Origin of the sequence: Martinezella lusitana (genome assembly GCF_014207095.1) — a bacterium.
Taxonomy (GTDB): domain Bacteria; phylum Pseudomonadota; class Alphaproteobacteria; order Rhizobiales; family Rhizobiaceae; genus Rhizobium; species Rhizobium lusitanum_B.
Genome location: NZ_JACHBG010000003.1, coordinates 378,541 through 400,998, shown reverse-complemented (window position 1 = coordinate 400,998; position 22,458 = coordinate 378,541). Strand labels below are relative to the sequence as shown.

General features: G+C 59.8%; 19 protein-coding genes. 6 read left to right on the top strand and 13 right to left on the bottom strand.

The annotated features are described in order from the left end of the window. Positions 1–4: 4 nt before the first annotated feature. From GGD46_RS09895 to GGD46_RS09835, 13 genes are all read right to left on the bottom strand, one after another. Positions 5–451: a hypothetical protein gene (locus GGD46_RS09895; protein ID WP_184703573.1), complete on the bottom strand. Its 447-nt coding sequence runs from the start codon at positions 449–451 to the stop codon at positions 5–7. 46 nt (positions 452–497) lie between these two features. Continuing rightward, positions 498–2,288 (bottom strand): ABC transporter ATP-binding protein, encoded by a 1,791-nt coding sequence (locus GGD46_RS09890; protein ID WP_184703572.1) that lies wholly within the window; start codon positions 2,286–2,288, stop codon positions 498–500. Continuing rightward, positions 2,285–3,166 carry an ABC transporter permease gene (locus GGD46_RS09885; RefSeq protein ID WP_184703571.1) on the bottom strand — a complete coding sequence of 294 codons (882 nt, stop codon included), beginning with the start codon at positions 3,164–3,166 and terminating at the stop codon, positions 2,285–2,287. The genes GGD46_RS09890 and GGD46_RS09885 overlap by 4 nt, the downstream gene beginning before the upstream one ends. Continuing rightward, on the bottom strand, positions 3,163–4,176 hold the full coding sequence (locus tag GGD46_RS09880) for an ABC transporter permease (RefSeq protein ID WP_184703570.1): 1,014 nt from the start codon (positions 4,174–4,176) through the stop codon (positions 3,163–3,165). Before GGD46_RS09880 ends, GGD46_RS09885 begins: the two co-directional genes overlap by 4 nt. A 133-nt stretch (positions 4,177–4,309) precedes the next feature. Continuing rightward, complete coding sequence (locus GGD46_RS09875; RefSeq protein WP_184703569.1) at positions 4,310–5,806, bottom strand: ABC transporter substrate-binding protein; 1,497 nt, start codon at positions 5,804–5,806, stop codon at positions 4,310–4,312. Positions 5,807–6,072: 266 nt separating this feature from the next. Then, positions 6,073–7,056: a helix-turn-helix domain-containing protein gene (locus GGD46_RS09870; RefSeq protein ID WP_184703568.1), complete on the bottom strand. Its 984-nt coding sequence runs from the start codon at positions 7,054–7,056 to the stop codon at positions 6,073–6,075. A 285-nt stretch (positions 7,057–7,341) separates the two neighbouring features. Further along, the gene (locus GGD46_RS09865) at positions 7,342–7,944 is read right to left on the bottom strand and encodes an alkylhydroperoxidase domain protein (RefSeq protein ID WP_184703567.1); all 603 of its coding nucleotides are present in this window, start codon (positions 7,942–7,944) and stop codon (positions 7,342–7,344) included. Between the two features lie 19 nt (positions 7,945–7,963). Beyond that, positions 7,964–8,587: a CMD domain protein gene (locus tag GGD46_RS09860; protein ID WP_184703566.1), complete on the bottom strand. Its 624-nt coding sequence runs from the start codon at positions 8,585–8,587 to the stop codon at positions 7,964–7,966. 30 nt (positions 8,588–8,617) lie between these two features. After that, complete coding sequence (locus GGD46_RS09855; RefSeq protein WP_184703565.1) at positions 8,618–9,667, bottom strand: putative FMN-dependent luciferase-like monooxygenase; 1,050 nt, start codon at positions 9,665–9,667, stop codon at positions 8,618–8,620. 4 nt (positions 9,668–9,671) lie between these two features. Next, positions 9,672–11,357 carry an ABC transporter ATP-binding protein gene (locus GGD46_RS09850; protein WP_184703564.1) on the bottom strand — a complete coding sequence of 562 codons (1,686 nt, stop codon included), beginning with the start codon at positions 11,355–11,357 and terminating at the stop codon, positions 9,672–9,674. Continuing rightward, on the bottom strand, positions 11,354–12,265 hold the full coding sequence (locus GGD46_RS09845; protein WP_184703563.1) for an ABC transporter permease: 912 nt from the start codon (positions 12,263–12,265) through the stop codon (positions 11,354–11,356). The genes GGD46_RS09850 and GGD46_RS09845 overlap by 4 nt, the downstream gene beginning before the upstream one ends. Then, positions 12,265–13,206, bottom strand: a complete 942-nt coding sequence (locus GGD46_RS09840; protein ID WP_184703562.1) for an ABC transporter permease — start codon at positions 13,204–13,206, stop codon at positions 12,265–12,267. Before GGD46_RS09840 ends, GGD46_RS09845 begins: the two co-directional genes overlap by 1 nt. A gap of 59 nt (positions 13,207–13,265) precedes the next feature. Next, the gene (locus GGD46_RS09835) at positions 13,266–14,900 is read right to left on the bottom strand and encodes a TIGR04028 family ABC transporter substrate-binding protein (protein ID WP_184703561.1); all 1,635 of its coding nucleotides are present in this window, start codon (positions 14,898–14,900) and stop codon (positions 13,266–13,268) included. A gap of 479 nt (positions 14,901–15,379) precedes the next feature. Here GGD46_RS09835 and GGD46_RS09830 point away from each other — a divergent pair, with 479 nt between their 5' ends. The 6 genes from GGD46_RS09830 (at position 15,380) to GGD46_RS09805 (ending at position 22,308) form a co-directional block, all read left to right on the top strand. Further along, positions 15,380–16,174 carry an MBL fold metallo-hydrolase gene (locus GGD46_RS09830; RefSeq protein ID WP_184703560.1) on the top strand — a complete coding sequence of 265 codons (795 nt, stop codon included), beginning with the start codon at positions 15,380–15,382 and terminating at the stop codon, positions 16,172–16,174. Further along, complete coding sequence (locus tag GGD46_RS09825; RefSeq protein WP_184703559.1) at positions 16,168–17,022, top strand: ABC transporter permease subunit; 855 nt, start codon at positions 16,168–16,170, stop codon at positions 17,020–17,022. The genes GGD46_RS09830 and GGD46_RS09825 overlap by 7 nt, the downstream gene beginning before the upstream one ends. Beyond that, entirely contained in the window at positions 17,019–17,867 is an 849-nt protein-coding gene (locus tag GGD46_RS09820) for an ABC transporter permease (RefSeq protein ID WP_184703558.1), read from the top strand. The genes GGD46_RS09825 and GGD46_RS09820 overlap by 4 nt, the downstream gene beginning before the upstream one ends. A gap of 1 nt (position 17,868) precedes the next feature. Continuing rightward, on the top strand, positions 17,869–18,918 hold the full coding sequence (locus GGD46_RS09815; RefSeq protein ID WP_184703557.1) for an extracellular solute-binding protein: 1,050 nt from the start codon (positions 17,869–17,871) through the stop codon (positions 18,916–18,918). A gap of 246 nt (positions 18,919–19,164) precedes the next feature. Further along, positions 19,165–19,545, top strand: coding sequence for a pore-forming ESAT-6 family protein (locus GGD46_RS09810; RefSeq protein WP_184703556.1), 381 nt, complete (start codon positions 19,165–19,167; stop codon positions 19,543–19,545). 591 nt (positions 19,546–20,136) lie between these two features. Continuing rightward, the gene (locus tag GGD46_RS09805; RefSeq protein WP_246806255.1) at positions 20,137–22,308 is read left to right on the top strand and encodes a methyl-accepting chemotaxis protein; all 2,172 of its coding nucleotides are present in this window, start codon (positions 20,137–20,139) and stop codon (positions 22,306–22,308) included. Positions 22,309–22,458: the final 150 nt, after the last annotated feature.

Genomic DNA, 22,458 nt, shown 5'->3' with positions numbered 1-22,458 from the left:
CCGATCAAACTTTCGCCTTGTAGGTCGAGGCCAGCGACAGGGCATGGAAGGTAAACGGCCGCCAGACGCGATTGATGCCGAGCGGGCAATGCTTGACGCCGGCCGGAATGAAGATCGAGCCGGAGGCGGTGATCGTGCGCCGCTCCCCCTCGATGTCGATATAGATTTCGGCGCCCAGATCGCGCGGATTGTTCGGGTCGCTGCCGGTCCAGATCAGAACCTCATCATAGTCATGGACGTGTTCCGAGACCCAATGGATCGGCTGTTCGGTTTCAGTAATCCAGATATGCGTCATATGGATCGGAGACTTCGGTTGCACGAGGCTGCCGACGAGTTCGAAGCCGCCTGTATTCGGCGGATCCTGCAGATCGGCCAGCGCCCCTTCGGCCGTGAAATCGACTTCCAGCAGCGGCATCGTTTCGTTCAATAGTCCGTCAAAGTGACTTGCCATCGTTTTCTCCTCTTGTTGGATGGACAGTGTGTGAACTGATCGCGGCCTATCTTGCCGCAGCGGGCTTCATGCTCGGGCAGCCGGCATCGGTCGGCAGCTGCAAGGTGTTTGCGAGCAGAGAGCGTGTGTAGGGATGTTGCGGCGCCTGCAGCACGGCGCTCGTCGCGCCACGCTCGACCACCCGGCCGCCGGCCAGAACGACGACCTCGTCGGCAATGTTGCGAACCACGGCCAGGTCGTGCGTGACGAACAGCATGCCGAGACCATCGTCGAGCAGACTGCGGAGCAATTCGATGACGGACGCCTGTACCGAAACGTCGAGCGAGGAGGTCACCTCATCGCATAAGAGCACGGCTGGTTTGGCGACGAGGGCACGGGCAATCGCAACGCGCTGCCGCTGGCCCCCGGACAGTTCGGACGGGAAACGCGATGCGAGGTCGACGGAGATGCCCACGCGGTCGAGCGCCTCGGCGATGATGGCCTTGGCCCTGCCGCTCCGCCTGTCGACATCGTCGAAAATCGCCGCTTCCAGGCTCCCGCCGATCGTGCGGCGGGGGTTCAGAGAGGCATTCGGGTTCTGAAAGATATATTGCAGCTGCCGCCGGGCATTCTGGTCACGCTTGCCCACCGTTATAGGCAAGGATGCGCCGTCGAGGCTCAATTGCCCGGTTGCATTGTCGTGCAACCCGATCAGGCAGCGCGACAGGGTCGTCTTGCCGCTTCCGGACTCGCCGACCACGGCGAGACAGCGACCCGGCTCCACGCGAAGATCGACGTCATGCAACACCTGCCAACTACCGTAGAAGGCATTAAGTCCCGTCGCCGTCAGCATAGGCGGAGCTTTAACAACCGTTGCCTTCTCCAGGTGGTCGGAACCTCTTGAAAGTCCGGTGAGGCAGTGCGCCAGTTCGGGGCGCCAACAGCGCACGAGACTACCGCCCGCCAATTTCAGCCCAGGCCGAACCCGGCATTCCTCGATCGCATGATCGCACCTGTCCGAGAAAATGCAGCCGCTCGGCCCTTCGCCGACGGCCGGCACGCGCCCTCGGATCGGGCGCAGCGCCTGCCGCAACTGGACTGAGGGAACGGCATCGAGCAGTGCGCGAGTATAGGGGTGGCGTGGGGTCGCCAGAACATCTCGCATCCGTCCCTGTTCGACGACCTGGCCGCCATACATGACTGTCACGTGATCGGCCACATTGGCAATGACGGCAAGATCGTGGCTGACGTAGATCGCCGTCAGATTGTCGGAGACACAAAGCTGCCGGATCAGCTCCAGCACCTTGCTCCGCGTCAGGACGTCGAGGCCCGTTGTGGGTTCGTCTAGGATGATGAGCTTGGGTCTGGCAATCACCGCCATTGCGATTGCAATGCGCTGCTGCTGGCCGCCCGACAATTGGCGAGGTCGCCGCTCAAGGAACTTGTCGTCGCCGGGTAAGCCGACCTTGCGCAATATTTCCCGCGCCCGTTCGGTCTTCTCCGCGCTGGTGCCGCTCAAACCCTCCGTCAGCAGCGTGCCGAGCTTTAGCATCGGATTGAGCGCCGCACCCGGATCCTGGGCGACATAGGCGACGAGGCCACTGCGCGCCGTGCGTAGCGCGGCCTTATCCAGCTCCAGCATTTCCGTATCCGCTATGCGCACCGAACCCGCTCCGATACGGACGCCATGGCGCGCATGGCCGAGAAGCGCCAGCGCCAAAGTCGACTTTCCAGAGCCGGATTCGCCGACGACACCCATCACCTCGCCGACTTCAAGGGCAAGCGAAACATCTTCGATGATCGACGCGCCGTCGCTGCGCTCTACGGTCAATCCAGAAACATTCAGTACCGGCATCATGCTTTGCCTTCAGTTCGGGCGACCACGCGAGCGGCGCCTTCGGCAACGAGAGCGCCGCCAATGGTGTAGAGAACGATCATCGCGATGGGAGCGAGTGCTGCGAAGGGTTGGGTGCCGAGGCCTCCGCCGTTTTCGTTGACCATCAGCCCCCAATCGGCAGCCGGCGGCTGAATGCCGTAGCCGATGAAGCTCATCGACGAGAGAATCCCGACTGACCAGCTGAGCCTCAACCCAAGCTCGACGAGCAAGGGCGAGGACACATTGGGTAAGAGCTCCCGCAGGATGATATTGTGTGCGGGTTTGCCTACGGCCTTCGCCCACAGCACATATTCCTGATTGAGAAGCGGTAGGGCAGCACCGCGGATGACTCGTGCCACGCCTGGCATCAAGCTCAGTGTCACCAGCCCAACCAGCAGAGCCGGCTCAGGCCCGAATACCGAAACGCAGAGAAGCGTCAGCAGAACGCCCGGGAATGCGAGCAGGACATCCAGGGAGCGCATCAGCAGAAGGTCCGTCCAACCGCCGTAATAGGCTGTGACAAGTGCGATGGCGGCACCGACCGCAACACTCAGTAACGCCGAAATCGGCGCCATCCAGGCCAGATAGGTGCCCCCCGAAAGCACGCGGGAGAAAACGTCACGCCCGAGATTGTCCGTGCCCAAAAAGGCCATAGCAGACGGCATGGCATAGGGTTTGCCGACAGGTGCCGCCGGATCGTACGGCGCCAGAAGCGGGCCGATTGCGATCAACACCGTCATGGCAACCAGCAGCGTGACGCCCCATCGCACCTGTGCCGATGTCCAGAGACGCCGCCAACCAGCCGGACGAGGGCGAGATCGACGCGGTGTCGCAGCATTTAGGTCCACATCGATACTCATGCGCTGAGCCTCCTTTGCCGGTCCGGTGCGCCATTTCTGCGGGCGAGTGTATCGGCGACGAGATTGAGGATAAAATAGGCCGATGCGATCACGAGGACATTCGCCTGAATGACGGGCAGATCGCGGTTGGTGACGGCATCGACCAAAGCGCTTCCGACACCGGGATAGGCAAACAGGTATTCGACCACGACCACGCCGCCGACGGTAAACGCCGCCACCATGCTTGCTGCCGGAATGATCGGAGCCACGGCATTCGGCAAGGCATGGCGAAAGAGGATTCGGCTCGGAGACAGTCCCTTCAGAATCGCCGTCTGAATGTATTCGGTCGCCATCACATCGATCACGGCGACGCGGACCAGCCTTGAGAGATACATGACGCCGGGGATGATGACTGTCGATGCCGGCAGCACCAGCGCAATTGGATAGGAGAAGGGCGAGCCGCCAGGCGGAATGAAGGAGACCGCCGGCAGGACATGCAGCACAGTTGTCGCAAAGAGCGCCACCAGCACAGTCCCGGTGACGAAATCCGGAACAGCATTGGCAATCATCGACATGCCGAGAAAAAGCTTGTCCATGAAGCCGTCGCGAAACTGCGCGGCCAGCACCCCGAGCAGCACAGATAGCGGCAACATCACCGCAAGCGCAACGCCGCTCAGGGCTGCGGAATTGCGTACCGCAAGCGCGAGGATATCGGCGACCGGCTGTCCATTTGCAAGCGAGACACCCCAGTCTCCGCGCAGGATACCGCCGAGCCACGACAGATATTGCCACCACAGCGGCTGATCGAGACCTAGATCCGAGCGAAGTGAAACGAGCTGTTCCGGCGTCGCGCTCTGGCCGAGGATCATATTGGCGACATCACCGGGCAACGCTCTCGCAGCGAGAAAGATCAGGAGTGATACGGCAAGTAGGGTAAGGATGCCCTGCAACAGCATTGCGAACAAAGGCTGTAGCCTGGAAAGCCACCCGATCACAATAGGGTCATTATGGTTCTGGCTATCGGCAGTCATGGAAATACTTCTTCCTGCTATGCGGCCTGCTAGGGCGCTTCCGCTTTCCTTCGGATCGCGGAAAGCGCCCTATTTTCTTGTTCAGTTCCGCATTCCGGGCGGAAAGTCGCTCCGCACTTTTCCCGGAATTGCTCTATTTCTTGACGGTAACGCCGGCATATTGGATCGGCGTACGGCCATAGAAATCCGGCTTCAATCCGCTGACGGTATCCCGATAGACGGTGATGTTCTCCGGATAGGCCGGCACGATGTGGCCGCTGCGCTTGTATTCGACTTCCTGCATCTGCGTGACCAGCTTGCACTGCGCGGCTAGATCACTCGTGCTTTCCAGGCGCTTGGCGAGATCGTTATACTCGGCATCGTCGAAATGCGTCGCGTTCTCGCCCTGATCCGGCAGCAGGGCTGCAAGAGTCCCGGTTTCATAGGGTCCGCTCGCCAGACTGACGAGGAACGGCCATTCCCGCCAGCGGTTGAGGAAGGTTGCAGGATCGAGGCGGCGCACCTTGACCGTAATGCCGGCTTGTGCAGCCTGCTGGGCGAAAAGCTGCGCCATTTCCATCATGCCGGAATAGGCGCCGTCGGTCACGACTTCGAGGCGAAGATTGGCTTTCCCGGCCTCGGCCAGCAGCTGTTTCGCCTTGGCAATATCCTGCACGCGCTGCGCCACGGATGGAACCGGGCAGGCTGTGTTGTTACCGAGATAATCGTTGGCGATCGTCGCGTAACCGCTGAATGCATTGTCGACAATCTGCTGACGATCAACGACCAGCTTCAGCGCCTCAAGGACCCGAGGATCCTTGAAGGGCTCTGTGTCCACCCTGACGGCCAGCATGGGATAGGTCGTCGTACCGCTCATCACGGTCTTCAGCTTCGGATCCTTCGTCAGCGCCGGTACGTCCGTATAGGGCACCGAATAGGCGATATCGATCTGGCCGCCGCGCAAAGCATTGGTGACCGCCTGCTGATCGCGGAAACCGATGATGCGAAGCTTGTCGAAACCGGGCTTCTCGCCCCAATAGTCTTCGAACCGGGTCATACGGGTTTCCTGACCAGGCGTGAAGGAATCGAGTGTGAACGGCCCCGTGCCGACCACGGAGCCATCGGCGGCGATAGCGCGCATCCTGAAGTGGTCGTCTGCGAAGGCATTGGCAAACAGACCGAAGGGACGATTGAGTGTGAACTCCACAGTCAGATCGTCGACCTTGCGGATCTTGGCGGGATCGACGAAGTCGATCTGGCTGGAGACGACGAAATGATTGGCCTTGTCCAACATGTAACGGATGCTTGCGATCACATCATCTGCGGTAAACGGCTTTCCGTCGTGGCGCTTGACGTTCGGACGAAGCTTGACGGTCCAGACATCCATGGCCGCATTCGGGGTCATGGACTCCGCAAGGCGCATGACGACGCCACCCTTGGAATCGTGGCTGGTTAGGCCGTCATACAGCTGATCGTACATGGAATCTGCGGATACAGAGTCCGTGGGTGAGTATGGCTGCACCATATCCTTACTGTTGCCGATGACCCCGAGGACAAGCTCCTGCGCCTGTGCAACGGAAAAGCCGACCAGAGCCGTTGTCGCCGTCAGCAGGCCGAACGCCACTACGCGCCTGAAGTTCACTGAATTCATAGTCTTCGTTCCTCCTCCAATACGCCGGCCTGCGTTCCGTCCTCGAGAAACTCGGGCGGATTTTCTTTTGCGACCGCGTCTGCACAAACGAACACGCGCCATGAAAGCCTGTCTTGGAGCGAAACGAATCTGAGATGAAGTCGAGCCGATTCCATTTGCTCGACCGACTAACGACCAATTGGATTAGGTCTGTTGCCGCTCGGTGGGCGACCACCGCAGCTCAACGGACGCAGCGAACATGTAGGAAGGTAAGCGCCGGGGCTGATCTAGTTTGCGAGGCTGCGATCTGTCGATCTCAGAAGATCGGTCGGCGTGCAGGCAAAGAGGTCTTTAAAACAGCGATTGAAATAGGACAAATCATTGAAGCCGACCGAATAAGCCACATCCGCTATGGTCTGCGCATCGTGCTGAAACCGGAGCTGTTTGATCTTTTCCCGTGCGAAACGCAGACGCTTGTCGCGAATGAGGGTGGTGCAGGTCATTCCCATATCCTGAAAATGCAGCTGAAGCACCCGCATCGACACACCGATACGCTTTGCCAGCCATTTCGCTGACAGGTAGGACCGGGTCAGATGCTGATCGATCAGAACGTCGACCATCTGCAGCCGGCTGGATCCCAGATCATTCAGAGAATCGAAGGACATCAAGCTCTCGAGATCGGATACAAACGCCTGTCGGGTTGCATCGAGCATCGTCTGTCGCAGGTCCGGCGCCTGGGCGTCGCTCTCTGAGGTCGAAAGGATCTTGGCAACCAGTGCCCGCAGGGTCACGGCCATTGGATTTGCGGCTTCCAATGTGCGCGCCACGTTGAGCTTGTCACTGTCATGGAAATAGATGAGCTGTCCCGGGACGTTGAGGGACAGATGGTTGCTGTATTTCCCATGGAAATGAAACGTCGTGGGTTTGGTGGAGTCCACCAGTATGCAATCGCCGACATTCAGTGCGCTTTGCCGGCCAGAGTGCTCCACGCCGCAAGAGCCTTCCAACTGAACGATCAGAAAGAGCTGCTCGACCGCGTCACGGCGCACGTCGTCCCAGTCGCGATGAATGCGATCGAGATCGTTCGAGATATGGGAAAATTCCATGCCACATGCATTGATGCGCCGGGCCTCACCGTGAATGTCGAGACTTGTATCCATGCTACTGGGACGGAAACTACCGCAAATGTCGTGCAGATCGTCGACCCAGCGATTGAAGGGCGTCCGTATGCGGTCCTTGCGGAGCAGATCCAGAGAGCTCAACAGTTCCAACGTTGCCTCACATCCATGCACGACACTTAGCTTGTTAAGTATCAAACTTTGGCTGCCGTAGCAAGCGCGGGCACCTCGTTCGCAGCCGAGACCCGTACCGTGTCGGCTCGGTTCCGGGCATGGTTCAAAGACCGCGTTTTCGGGTGGTTTTCATGGCCACGACAACAGAAGCGTTTCGGAAAATATCAAGCAAGAATTTACCCTGGCGCACCCCATGCTTTGGAGTGCGCCGGGCAAGATATGAAGGTCCCCCGCGCATCGACATCTAGGGCCGGCTCGGCCAGATCACTGGGCCGGCAAAGGTTCGCCAAGCGACAGCATCAAGCGGTTTGCCCAATTAAAGAAAGCCGCACCATGGATGACGTCGGCGATCTCAAGATCGCTCAAGCCTTCCTTGCGCAGCTCTGCGATTTCGCTGGCCCCAAATTCCGACGGCGTCGTCGTCAACGCGACCGATGATGCCACAATGGCATTCCAGCGGCTGCCGAGATCGGTGCCGGTGCCTTCATCGAGCAGGCGCTGGACGTCGTCGTTGCGCTTCGAATGATGCGAGGCAAAGCGGGAGTGAACCGAAGCGCAGAAAATGCAGCCGTTGGTGCGCGACGCTGCCGTTGCGGCAAGCTCGCGGTCGGCGCGCGGCAACCCGCCCTCGACATTGTAGAAGATGTCCTTGTCGGTTTTCGTCCGCGCCTCGAGGATTTCCGGATCGCGGGCCAGCAGCATGAAATAGGGCGACTTGGCGCGCGACGCGTCGACAAGTCCTCGCCAGTGACGCTCGGTCAGCTCTTCTTCGGGAAGCGGGTTTAACCAGGGCGTCCAGCCGATTTCCTTCTGCGTAAAGACATTCGGCCGATCTTCGATCGTGGGATGGATAACGGTCTCGGTCATGGGAACTGTCCTTCTGCAGTTAGGCGGAGACGGTCTGCTGGGCGCTGGCGGCATTCAATGCGCTCAGCCCGGCGACCACCCGGATTTGGAACGAAAGAAAGGCAACGATCTGAGACAGCGTCACCACGCCCGTCGTCGTCCAACCGGCATTCAAGAGCCGCTGCAGCGCCTCGGCACTCGCTTCGCGCGGGCGATAGACGAGAAGGTGGGCATGTTCCAATGCCGCCGAAAGTTTGCTGCCAAGAACCGGCCGCCCCGCTTCGGAGACATGATAGACAAGTCCATCGCGATCTTCGGCGGAAAGCGATCCTGCCGGATAATGCCCATAGGGGCCGACGGTACGGCCGCCATTGGTCTCGGTCTTGACGGCATCGATGAGCCCACGCTCGCTTTCCGCCTTCTCCAGTGCAGCCAGATAAAACTGGGTGACGTTATCGGCCGCATGCAGGCCCGCCACGAACGATGCCAAGGCAAAGCGTTCGCCGCGGCTTACCTCACCCTCATGCGCAGGCTCGAACAGAGCTTCATAGCTTCTTTGAGCATTGTCCCGCGTTTGTGGCCTTGCCGCTCTCAAGGCATGCAGCGAAGATCCCTCGCGGATGCCGGCCAGCAGATCGATGACGTCAGTTGTCGACGAGGTCATGGATATACCTTCTCTTTCTCTGTTCTTGTTTCAGGCCGAGGCAGCAAGTTGCGGACCTTTGTTGGCGAATATCTGCTTCGACCAGCCGAGTGCCGGCGCAACCTTCTGCGAAATCAGCTCGAGGGAGCGCAGGATGTAGTCGTGCGGCGGGTCGATGGAATGCACCTGAAAGACCAGATCCGTCACCCGTTCGAGAGCCGTATCTGCGCGCAGTGAGGCGATGACATCTTCGGGTGTACCGACATGCACATCGAATGCCTTGATGAGATCAGCCGTCGTTTCGCCGCGAACCTTGAAACCGCTGACGGCAAAGCGCTCGGCACTCCGACGCAGGCCGATATCGGCAAGGCGAAGCGCCTCCTTGCGATCATCGGCAACGAAAAGGCTGCGTGATCCCAGTATCCGCGGTGCTCGGCCCTTCGGCAGAGCCGCGAAATAGGCATCGATAATGGGATTTTGCAGATCCCAAAGCTCGGCATCCGGCGTCTCGTCCGGGCGCGGCTGCGTGCGAGACAGCATCAGGCCGTCACCATCCTTGCCAGCGCGTTCGCCGCCGCCCACGGAGAAGGTTGCCTGCCAAATCCTGTCTATGAGGTGTGGCGCAACCGGGTAAAGATGGTTGCCACCGGCAAGCTCCCGCCCGGCCCACGCATCGCGAATAAGCGCCAAATACTTGCCGTAGATCGGGCCGCGATCGGCGCTTTCTATGCCGAAGGGGAGAAAGGCCTGTGGTGTGCCGCCTGTGCCAAAGCCAACCTCCAAACGACCTTGCAGGAGAAGGTCGAGCACAGCGGTATCTTCCGCGACGCGCACCGGGTTTTCCATCGGCAGCGTGATGACGCCCGTCCCCAATCGAATGCGCGACGTGCGCGGGGCAAGACCGGCGAGGAAAACCAGCGGCGCCGGCAGACCGCCCTCATCGCCATTGAAATGATGCTGCGCCACCCAGGCACTGTCAAAACCCTGCGCTTCCGCGTGAATGATCTGCTCGCTCACGAGCCGATAGCGCTCGGCAGCGTCTGCCTGATCGAGGACACGGCTGAAAAAGCCCAGTCGTTTGGGAGAAACTGACGTGCTCATGGAATTATCCTGCATTGCTTTGGGGCTGATGGTGAGCGATCGAGTATTTCTTGCCGGGAATGGCGTCGATCAGCTCGCGTGTATAGTCGCTGCTGGGATTGCCAAAGACCTCTTCGACCGGGCCGTCTTCGACCAGCTTGCCGTTATGAAGAACCGAGACCGTGTCGGCGATCTGACGGACCACGGCGAGATCATGCGACACGAACAGATAGGTCAGGCCGAGCTCGCGCTGGAGACTGTCGAGCAGTGAGAGGATCTGCGCCTGAACCGTTACGTCGAGCGCCGAAACGGCTTCATCCAGCACCAGGATCTGCGGATCGAGCACCAGCGCGCGGGCGATAGCGACACGCTGACGCTGACCGCCGGAAAGCGCATGCGGCCGCCGCTGCAGGACATCGGCAGGCAGGCCGACCTTCTCGATGACAGCAGCGACTTTTTTCAATCGCTGCGCCCTCGGCAGCGGATCGAAGTTCAGCAACGGCTCCTCGACAATAGTAGAAATCGTCTGGCGCGGATCGAGCGAGCCGAAAGGATTTTGATAGACAAGCTGGATCTTCTTGCGGAAGAGCCGCAGCGTTTCGCCGCGCAACGACGCCAGATCAAGCCCGTCGATAATGACCCTTCCTGCCGTCGGGCGCTGGAACGCGGAGACAATGCGGATGGTCGTCGTCTTGCCGGAACCGGACTCGCCGACGATCGCATGGGTCGTGCCGCGCTTGACGCGAAACGATAAGTCATCGACCGCCTTCAGTCCACCGTCCTTGCCGCCGATCCCGAACTCCTGCACCAACCCTTCGACCACGACAATATCATCGCCCGGCTCGACCTTCGCATCGACGGGATGCGCGGGAGAGTGCGACTGAGCGACATTCAGCGACGGGGCGTCGGCCAGCAGCCGGCGCGTATAGGCGCTTTGCGGGTTCTTCAAAAGCTCTGCGGTCCGCCCTTGCTCCTGAATGCGGCCATTCTGCAGGACAACCAGCCTGTCAGCACGATCGGCAGCGACACCGAGATCATGCGTGACCAGCAGAACGGCTGCCCCATATTCCCGTCTGAGATCGTCGATCAAATCGAGAATGTGCCTCTGCACAGTCACGTCAAGCGCACTGGTCGGCTCGTCTGCGATGATCAACGAAGGCTTGAGCGCAATGGCGATGGCGATCAGCACGCGCTGCCGCATTCCTCCCGAAAGCTCGTGCGGATATTGGCGCGCACGAAGCTCGGGTTGACTAAGGCCGACGCGGCCCAGCAGCTCGACCGCCTGCGGATAGGCCGCCGCACGAGGCGCCCTGCGGTGAATGACCAGAACCTCGGCGACCTGCTCGCCGATCGTCCTGACAGGATTGAGGGAATTGCCGGGGTCCTGCGGCACCAAGCTGATGACGGAGCCGCGGATCGCGTCCAGCCGCTTCTGCGGCCAGCCGGCAATATCCTGGCCATTGAGCCTGATCCGGCCGCCTTCGAGATGGCCGTTCTGCGGGAGCAAGCCGATAATGGCCTGAGCCGTCGAGCTCTTGCCCGAGCCTGATTCACCGACGAGCGCGACGACCTCGCCGGCATTCACGGTGAAGTCGATGCCATGAACCGCCGTGCGAGAGCCGCTGCGATCGCGATAGGCGATCTTCAGGCCGGAAACATCCAGCACCGGCACGGCAGACCCGTTTGCTTTGTCGGATGTCGTATGGCTCATTTGCCAATCTCCGCAATCGAACGGCTGATGCGGTTGATCGAGATCACCACGAGCACGACGACGAGGCCGGGCGCCGTCGTCAGCCACCAGGCAGTCGCGATGTAGTTGCGCCCCTCCGCGATCAGCAGACCCCATTCCGGTGTCGGCGGCGGCGCCCCATAGCCAAGAAATCCGAGCGTCGACAGCTGGAGGATGGCCCAGCCGGATTGCAGTGCGGCGAAGGCGATCACTGACGTCAGCGAGTTCGGAAGAATATGGCGCCACAGCACGCGGACAAACGTGCCGCCGCTGCCGAACGCAGCCTCGACATAGTCGCTTCGCCGAATCGTGACGACTTCCGAGCGAACCAGGCGCGCAAACTTGGCAATCAGGGTGCAGCCGACGGCGATGGCGGCATTGACGGTACCGAAGCCGAGAAGAACGATGATGCTGAGCGACAACAGCAGATCGGGGATCGACAGCATCACATCGACGATGCGCATGATCACCGTTTCGATCCGGCCGTCGAGCGATCCCGCCAGTACGCCCAGCACCGTACCGATGACGAGCGCGATGCCCACAGCCGCGAGTGCTCCGGACAGGGAGTGGATGGAGCCATAGACGATGCGAGCAAATAGATCGCGGCCAAGCGCATCGGTACCGAGAATATGGGCGGCGCTTGGCGCCTTCAGATGTTGGCCGGGCAGGCCTTCCACCGGACTGTAACTCGTGAAGACGCCGGGAAAAAGCGCCCACAGGACGGCCACAGTCAATATGAATATGGCAAGAAGCAAGCTCGGCCGGAAAGGAAGCGAAAAGCGGCGCGCAAGCGGCCGGGCGTCTTCGCGGGCCGGCTGCGCCGACAGGCTTTCCAGAGCATCGGCATGTTCGAGCGGGCGATGGAGATCCGCTGTATAGAAATTCGTCATCAGTTGGCTCCAAGCCTTGCTTTCAGGCGCGGATCGAGGATCGGATATAGCAAGTCGACGATCAGGTTGATCGTGACGAAGGCGGCCGCCGAAATCACAACGATCGCCTGCAGCACAGCGACGTCCTGTGCATCGACCGCATGTTTTGTCAGATTGCCGATGCCGTTCAGCCCGAAGACCGTTTCGGTAACGACCGCCCCAGCGATCAGCTCGCCGAACAACAGGCCCGCGACCGTTAGCACCGGAAGCAGCGTATTCTTGGCGACATGACGCCACAGCACCTGTCCATGCGAAGCACCTTTGGCACGCGCCACGGAAATAAACGGGCGCGTCAGAACCTCATCAATGTTTCGCAGGATGATCTGCGCAAGCGGCGCGGAGATCGGCACGGCAACCGTCAAGATCGGCAGGATCAGTCCCTGCCATGGACCGGGATCGATAACCGGCACCAGCCTTAGGCGAAACGAAAAGATCTGAATGAACATGATGCCGAGCCAGAATGTCGGCACGGATATGAACAGTGACGGCAGTGATTGCATGAAACCACGCAGCCAGCCGAAGCCCGATAGATTGGCCAGGATGGCGATGACGACGGCAAGGACTGCAGCGAGCAGAAAGCTGAAGCCGGCAAGCAGCAAGGTGGACGGCAGGCTGACGGCAAGCTGCGAACTTACGGAAACACCCGCCTGCAACGAGTAGCCGAAGTTTCCAGACAGGAAGCTCCACACCGTATGGATATATTGCTGCAGCATAGATCCATCGGCTCCATAGGCAGCCCTGATGTCGGCAAGCTGCTCGGGGCTCAGCCCATAGTCGGGACTCTGAAACTTGATCAGGATCGCATCGCCCGGCATCGATTGCAGCAGCACGAACGAAACGGTGAAGGCCGCCCACAAAACCAGTAGCGACTGTCCGATCCTTGTTAAGATGTATTTCGTCATGCGAGTGGCCTGTCGTTACGAAAATGCAGCCCGGCCTGTGGACGGGCTGCAGGAGATACTCAGTGTGCGGCAAGCCAGACATTGTAGAAGGACGGCCGGCCGACGGCTTCGAAGGCCACACCCTTGACGTAGGGAGCACCGGCAAAAACCTGCGGCTCCTCGAAGAAGGGGATGACATAGGCGGCATCCAGCAGATAGGCTTGCGCGGCCTTCGCCGCCGCCAGACGCTTGTCGCTATCCGTCTCCGAGGCGATGGCTTCCAGAAGGCCGTTCAGCTTGTCGTCAGAGAAGGTTGCCTTGGCGTTGAGGCCGCCTTTCTGGAGAAGCGCGTCGCGGTTCTTCGGATAGAACTGGCTCTTGATGACGTCGGGATCGGCGCGGCCGACTTCGGCGACGACCAGCGGCGTCTTTGCCGGATCGACATTGTCCGTGACCAGATTGCCCGAGGTGCCGGCAAGCACCTGAAGCTTGACGCCAACCTTGGCCCATTGCTGGGCGACGAGCTGCAGGACCGCCTTGTTTTGCGGCTGCGGCAGCGATTCATAGACGGCGAGCGACAGCGGCTTTCCGTCCTTCTGTCGCACACCGCCTGTACCCTTCGTCCAGCCTGCTTCATCGAGCAGCTTCTCGGCGAGCGCCTGGTCGTGCGTCAGCTTGGAGGACAGATCTTCGTATCCGGCAGCTGCCGACGATATCACCGACTTCGCCTGCGGATAATTGGCCGAAAACAGCGTGTCGACGATCTCCTTGCTGTCGGTGGCGTGCAGCAGTGCCTGACGCACCTTGAGGTCGGCAACAAGCGGATTATCCGGCCGAAAAGCAACGCTATCGTTCACCCCGCGCGTGGGCGCGGCATAGATTGCAAAGCTCTGATCGCTGACCTGCTTTTCGTCATAGGCCTGAAGCTGGCGGATGAAATCGGCCTGGCCGGAAAGCAACGCACCAATACGTACGCTGTCTTCGCCGGTGATGATATATTTGATGCCGTCGAGATAGGCGCGGCCCTGATGCTCGAACCTGGCTGGACCCCAGTTGTAGTCGGCGCGCGCCTTCAGCGAGAGCTGCTTGCCGAGCGTCTCGCTCTCGACAACGAAGGGACCGGAGCCGATGATTTTCGTCGCATCGCCCAGCTGGTCGAAAGGCAAGGCAAGCGTTTTCAACGAGACGAGCCCAGAACCGATGACCGACGTTCCCTGAAGGAAGCCGGGCGACGACTTCTTGAAGTAGAACTTGACGGTGTATGGGTCGACGACCTCGCTGCGATCGTAATTGTTGATCACCTCGGAAACCGGCTGCTTCAGATCCTTGTTGCCGAGACCGAACGTATCGTAGTTCTTGGCGACGGCATTGGCATCGACGGGTGTTCCATCGGAAAAGGTCACGCCCTTGCGGATCTTGAAGGTATATTCCGTGGCCCTGTCGTTTACAGTCCAGGATTCGGCAACCCAGGGCTCGATCTGCAGCGTCTTCGGGTTCTGATAGGTCAGCTTGTCAGTGATCTGGTTCAGAATGCCGCCGTTCGGGTAGAAGCCGCCGGCTGGCGGATAGAGATTGGTATGGGCCTGCTGCTCCAGGTAAATCAGCGTGCCGCCCTGTACCGGCTTGCTCTCATCGGCAGAAAACGCGACCGATGAGGCAAGCAAGGAAAGGCCGGCAGCCAGAGTAAACGCCTTGAAATTGGCTGCGATCGTCATTGAAATCCCTCGAAAACCGAATGCCGCTCAAGGCTATAGAAGCCACCCGACCAATCCAATATAGACTATGGAATTAGTCTTCTATTTTTCGCGAGACCGTTGAAATAACATCCGCAAACTTTCGTTTAGTCAGCAACTTGATGTCTCGCCGGCCTAACACCTGATCCAGCCACCTCGCCGGCTAAGTGACCTGGCCCGTACGTGGGATCACACGAATATGCGGCGCCCGGAATGCCCCCATACCCGATCGCGATTGAGAAGCGGCGATGCGCTCTTGCGCCGGGTTTCGCGCGTTGCATCGGGTAGATCGACCCGCTGACTTCCGTCATTTTTCAAGGGTCTCCGATGTTCGCCTCAAGCGGACACGCGCATCGGCGATGTTCTAAAACCTAAATAGTATGAATAATATTATTATTGTCACCTGCCTGTCACTCTCGCGTGGTTAAACGCCCCTGCTTTCAAAAATGGGTTGAAGAGGCATGACAGAGACAAGCCACGCGAGCGTATCGCGCAACGATCACACATTGAAGCTTACTGTCGCTGGAGCGGGAACAATTCTGCCGGCGCGCGGGCTGAGCACGTCCTGCCACGCGCTTGAGATCGCGGACAGAACTGTCGTGTTCGATATGGGTCCGGGTGCGCTTGCTCGTCTCGCCTTGGCCGGACTGGATTATCGCGACCTACAGACGATCTTTATTTCGCATCTGCATCCGGACCACACGCTCGATCTTGTGACGCTGTTGCAGGCGCTTGAGGCAACACCGGGATGGAGCCGCACGCAAACGCTGACCATCGCCGGCTGCCGCGGCCTGAAAGCCTTCATCACCGAGTTGCTTGCGATCTTCAGAGACGCCGTGCCGCAAACCTATGCGGTCGAGGTTATCGAGCTTGAGGTCGGCCGGCACGAGATTGCCGGACTGACGGTGGAAACCTGCCTCACTGGACACACGTCAAACAGCCTGGCCTTCCGCCTCGAAACCGAGAACGGCGTATTCGTCTATTCCGGCGATGCCGCCGATATGGATGCGATGATCAAGATCGCGCGTCAGGCGGACATGTTCCTTTGCGAATGCTCCTTCGAAAAGGGATACCCTACGACAGACCACTTCACCTCGGATGCGGTCGGGCGCATTGCCGCAGCGGCAGGTGTCAGGCACCTCATTGTCACACACACCTATCCCACGACAGATCATGACAGGATCCGAGCTGATATCGGCGCGCATTATGCCGGCCTGGTGACCATCGCCGTCGACGGAACGGTGGCGCAATGCTGAGGTCGGGCGGCGACCGGCGGCTATCCTGGGCATGGCTTGGGCTGGCACCCTTTCTGGCTTTCATAGTTGCCTTCGAAATCGCTCCGCTGATGATGCTGGTGAAATCGGCGCTGACGACGAAGGATGTCATCTCGCTCGACAATTTCGCCAGGGCCTTGAACCCGGCCATTGTCGCCGCCTTCGTCAACAGCATCGGGCTGTCGCTCGCAACGGCTGCGGCCGGTACGATCGCTGGCGCCGTTGTTGCCCATCTGATCGTCAACAGCCGCAGCCCGCTGGTGAAGAACAGCCTTACCGCGCTTGCCGATGTAACTGCCAATTTCGGCGGGGCGCCGCTTGCCTTCGCGTTCGTCATAACGCTCGGCTCGACTGGGATTGTCACGCTGCTGCTGAAGCAGATCGGCATCGACCTTTATCCCGGCTTCCGCATCTATTCGCTGGGCGGCCTCGTCGTCGCCTATCTCTATTTTCAGATACCGCTGGCGATCCTGTTGCTGATCCCTTCCTTCCAGGGCTTGCGCCAGGAATGGGCGGAGGCTGCGGCCATTCTCGGAGCCAAACCTATTCTCTACTGGCGCATGGTCGCGCTTCCGATCTTGTCGCCAAGCCTCGTCAGCAGCTTCTTTCTGCTCTTTGCCAATGCGTTCGGCGCCTATGCGACGGCGTGGACCCTGACCGGCTCGTCGATCAATCTCGTCACCATCCAGATTGCTGCGCTCATTCGCGGAGAAGTGCAGCTGGAGCCGGCGCTGGCTGACGCCATTGCCGTTCTTTCGCTACTGATCATGGCGCTGTGCGTCGCTGCCCACCAGCTTCTGGTGCGCAATGCGAGGAAGATCGCATCATGAGCACGCCGAACGCGACCAACAGGGTCAGTGCGTCGTCGCTGGCGCAGATCACCGTGATCACCCTCTTCCTGCTGTTCATGATCGTGCCGATCCTGGCAACAGCCCTGTTTTCGATTTCCGTGCGCTGGGATCGCTCGATCTGGCCGGAAGGCTTCACCCTGGATTGGTGGAGCAAAGTCACGGCAAAGACGGCTTTCAGAACCTCCCTGTTCAACTCGGTCTATATCTCCGGCGCCAGCGTTCTAGCTTCCCTCGCCCTCGTGGTCCCTACCGCCTACTGGGTTCACGCGAAGCTGCCGCGCGCAAAGGCTCTGATGGAAATATTGACCATCATCCCGTTCGGCTTCCCGGCGGCAGTCCTTGCCTTAGGTCTGATCAGGCTCTATGGCGCAGCACCCCTGTCGCTTGCCAGCTCGCCTGTTCTTCTGGTCTTCGCCTATGTCGTGATCACTCTGCCCTTCATGTACCGGCCAGTCATGAATGCCCTTGAGGCGATCGATACCCGCACGCTTTCGGAAGCGGCAAACAGCCTGGGCGCCGGCCAGACCTGGACATTTCTGTCCGTTATTCTGCCGAATATCCGCAGCGGCGTGGTCAACGGAAGCCTGCTGGTCTTTTCCGCGGCCTTTGTCGAGTTCGCGCTTGCCAGTCTGCTCATCGGCACGCGGTTCAAGACATTCCCGATCTACCTCGTCGAATTCACCCGCTTCGACGCGCGCCAGGCGAGCGCGCTGGCCCTCATCAGTTTCGCATGTGCCTGGCTCATCTCGCTCGGCATTCTCACGACGTCCGCTCATCGCTCGGAACGTCCCCGTCTCACTACCTCCAAAGCAAAGGACCAATAGCGTGATTGCAAAAGCCGTAAAATATACTCTCAGCGTCGCCCTGCTCTGCACCAGCGCAAGCTTCGCTCTCGCCGAGAGCGCGCCAGCCGTCGTTGCCGGTGCCAAACAGGAAGGCAAGCTCGTCTCCTATGGAATGTCGGACGATTGGGTCAACCTGGGCACCATCTTCACGGAAATCGAAAAGAAGTATGGCGTCGAACATGTCGATACCGACATGACATCGGGCGAACAGATCACCCATCTGCTGGCTGAAAAGAGCGCTCCCGTCATGGATATCGCCGATATCGGCTATGATTTCGTCGGTCGGCTGCTCGATGAGAAGCTGGCAGGCAGCTACAAGAACGCCAATTGGGATCGCATCAAGCCGCAGTTCAAGGATCCGGAAGGTCATTGGGCTGCATCCTACTGGGGCGCGATCGCATTTCTCGTCAATACCGATCAGGTCAAGACGGCGCCGGCATCGTGGAATGACCTGCTGAAGCCCGAATACAAGGACATGGTTTGCAGCCGCGATCCGCGCGTCTCCACCTATGCAACGGCCTCGGTTCTTGCTGCAGCACTCGCCAATGGCGGCAGCGAAGCGAATATTCAGCCCGGTCTCGACTGGTTCAAGCAGCTGCGCGACAGCGGCAACCTGCGCAAGGGCGTCGTCCTCAACGTCGCATCGATCCAGAAGGGCGAATGCCCGATATCGCTGGTTTACGATTTCGACGGCCAGGCCAAGCGCGACGCAACCGGCTTGCCGCTGAAGGTCATCATCCCGACAGACGGAACGGTCGGCATGCTCTTCGCCCAATATATGAGCGCCGTCGCCCCGCACCCGAACGCCGCCAAGGGCGCGCTCGACTTCCTGTTCTCCGATGAAGGTCAGATCCTGCTTGCCAAGGGCCATGCACATCCGACCCGCGATGTCGAACTGCCCAAGGACGTCGCGGGCGCGATGCTGCCGAAGGAGAGCTATGCCAAGGTGCATTTCCCGACGGACGTGAAGAGCTTCTCGACTGCCATCAAGGCCATCGTCGACGGCTGGAATGTGATCGAAACCAAGTAAAACCGCAACGAAGCGAGGAGGCCTGCCCTCCTCGCTTCCGGCACCACGTATGACGCCGTGCAAGCCGAACCGCTCGCGAACGCCAATGCAACCTCAGTGGGGTGTCCGATCTCGCCAAGATCCGATCCGAGTATCCTCAAAAAAACGCACAGGTTGCTGAAAGCGGAACTTTTTTGTTCGTGGGTGCCTTGCCTTCGGGGTGATCGAGGATAAATCCCCGCATATTGAAGCAATCAGGAGTTTTATATGCGAAAGATCATTCTGACCGGCATTGCAACCCTTGGATTTGCCGCGCCGGTATTTGCGCAGGCGACAAGCGACCAGATGGAAATGGCGTACAATTCCGCACGCAACCAGCTCGGCATCCTGAAATATTGCCAGACCAGCGGCCATATAGATGGCTCAGCGATCGCGATCCAGACAAAGATGGTCGCCCTCATCCCCGCACCTTCGGACACGGCGAAGGGCGATGCAGCAGAAGCAGAGGGTGCAAAGGGCAAGATTTCCGCCATGGGCATAAGTCAGGATCTCCCCGCCTCGGCGAAGGCGCAGAACGTGACCGAAAAGCAGTTCTGCGAAACCATCGCGAACGCTGTGAACCAGGCCGGCGCGCAGCTTCCGAAATAACGGACAAAGCCGTGGCCGCTCTGGCTGCCACGGCTTCGTCGACATGGCAGCATAACATGCTCTGCCAGACCGGCGGTCGGCTTCGCTATCCAGCCTCAGCCCGATAAAAGCCCACTTATCTTCCTGGAGCAACGAGATGTGTTGTTCCTGTCCAGCGACAAATCCAGCATAGTTCTCCACAACGGCTTGCCCGGGATCGGCCAATAGTTTTGTGAGATTGATTCCAGTGCGAAGGCGTCTATCTCGCGCCGACGACATGCTGCCCCTCCAATACCATCGCATCGGGTTATGCCCGGCTTGAAGACCTGGCCCAAGTCTTTCCTGATGAAGCATCGATCTCGCGTCACTGGCGCTCAGACATCGGGGTGACCAAAGCGGCACCATCGGTCACCGATGAAGATAGATCGTCTTCGCCAGAGTGCAGCAAATGCAATTTCCTGCCAAATGCAATGGTTCGCGATGGATTGTGACGATCTAAATGTTATCACAATACCATATTAGCCAATTGTTACTTTCGATAACGCACAATTAAGGATGTTCTTCTATCGATACATTATTCTCCAATAGGTAGTAAGCAGAAAGTGGTTCGGAATGTCCAAGTTCTCGTTGCAACAACTCCTTTACCTCATCGCCGCCGCGCCGCTTCTCGCCTTCCTTTGGCTGGGCATGCAGGTCGTGTCGCAGGCCTATGACAAATACTCCGTCATCGAGCGCCAGACGGTGGTGCAGCATCTGGCGGAAGCCGGCCGCAAGATTGCGCAGGCACTGCCGGCCGAAGATTTTTCGACGCCAGAAACGCGAGCGCGCCAGCGGGCCGTGACGGATGAGGCGCTTGGCAGCCTTCTTGCGGCTTTCGGAGCTTGGAGATCCGCAGGCAACACCGACAAGACGATCGAAAACGACATCGGGATCATCCGCTCGAAATTGGCGGGACTTCCGGAATACCGCCGTCACGTGGACGCGAACGGTGAAGTGGACAGCAGCGAGGCGCTGACCGTGTTGCAGCCAGCCTCCGCCGCCGGGCTCGACCTCGTGCGCCGCTCCGCCGCGACCATCGACGACCTTGGGCTTGCCCGGCTGATCGACGGCTATCACGCCCTGTTGCAGGTGGGCGACGCCGGTCAGATCGAGATCAATTTTGGCAAGCAGTTCCTCGGCGGAACGCCGTTGACACAGGATGACCTTGCCTTCCTGCTGCATGCGCGCAACTTGCGCGACACCTACAGCCAGAAGATCGAAGAATTTCTTCCACGGACCCAGGTGGAAAAACTCTCCGCCTTCCATGCTGGCCCGCAAGGTCTCTTCCTGGAAAAGACGATGCAGGCCATGTACAGGAACGAGACCGTGACGGCGGATGCCAGGGCAGTCGCTGAATGGCTTTCGGCCACCAATGCGCAGACAGATATTGTGAACACCGTTGTCGACGAGACCTCGGCTCTTCTCGAACGCCTGACCAGCGAACGGATCGCCCATCTCAAGTGGCAGCTGGAATCCGTATTGATGCTTTCAATAGGCATCTTCCTCGCCGCGATGGCCCTTTGCCTGTCGACCGCTCGCGTCGTTTCGAAGATGGTGCGCTCCATCTGCCATCGCATGATGCGCCTTGCGCAGGGCGAAACGGCAGAATCGGTTCCCTTCGTGCAGCGCCGCGATCTCGTCGGGGAGATGGCTCGTTGCGTCGATGTCTTCCGTGACGCCGCGAAGCGCAATGCAGCATTGGAAACGGAGGCAGAGGAAAGCCGCCGCAACGCCGACATGGAGCGCCAGCGCATCGAGCGCGAGGCCGCCGAACAAGCGGAAAGCCGCCTGCAGGCGGCAACGGGCTCGCTCGCCGCCGGCCTCAATCGTCTCGCCTCCGGCGATCTCCTATGCGAAATCTCCGATAGATTTGCTCCGCAATTCGAGCCGCTGCGCCACGATTTCAATGGTTCCGTTCGTCAGTTGCGGACAGCGTTGTCGACCGTGGGCCAAGCGGTGAAAGTCGTGCATAGTGGCAGCAGCGAGATTTCCGCCGCTTCCGACAATCTTGCCAAGCGCACCGAGGCACAGGCCGCCTCGCTGGAGGAGACAGCAGCCGCACTGGAGGAAATCAGCGCCAATGTCCGCGCCACCTCGCAGCGCACCGGCGAGGTTCGCGACCTCGTCAGCGAGACCCGCGGCAATGCCCGTAAATTCAGCACGGTGGCTGAAGATGCGATCCGGGCAATGCAGGGCATCGAAACCTCGTCGCAGCAGATCGGCCAGATCATCGCCGTCATCGACGAGATCGCCTTTCAGACCAACCTCCTCGCCCTCAATGCCGGCGTGGAAGCGGCGCGGGCGGGCGATGCAGGCAGAGGCTTCGCAGTCGTTGCCCATGAGGTTCGCGAGCTGGCGCAGCGCGCCGCAACCGCCGCCAAGGAGATCAAGACGCTGATCAACGCCTCGCGCGAGCGGGTGGTGGATGGCGTAAAGCTCGTTGGCGCGACCGGTGAAGGCCTGGGCGCAATTTCCGAACTCGTCCAATCTATCCATGACCACATGGATGCCATCGCGATGGCCGCCAAGGAACAATCCAGCGGGCTGCAGCAGGTCAACACCGCGGTCAACATCATGGACCAGGCCACGCAAAGCAACGCAGCAATGGTTGAAGAGATGACGGCTTCTGCCACATGTCTCGTTCAGGAGGCTCAAGGCCTGTCGTCGATGCTGGAGAAGTTCGTGACGGCTGCCGATACCGGCCGGGATCACCGTATCGCAAATCGGAGCACACGCGCAGCCTAAAGCGTTTCCGGGAAGAGTGCGTAACGGCCCTCCATCCGCAATGCACAAGAAATCAGGATGCGGAGCGCTTCTGCGATTCAAGGGAAAAGCGGAAGCGCTCAACTTACGACTGCTGAGCGTTCAACGGGGGCCGACAGATCCTCATTATGG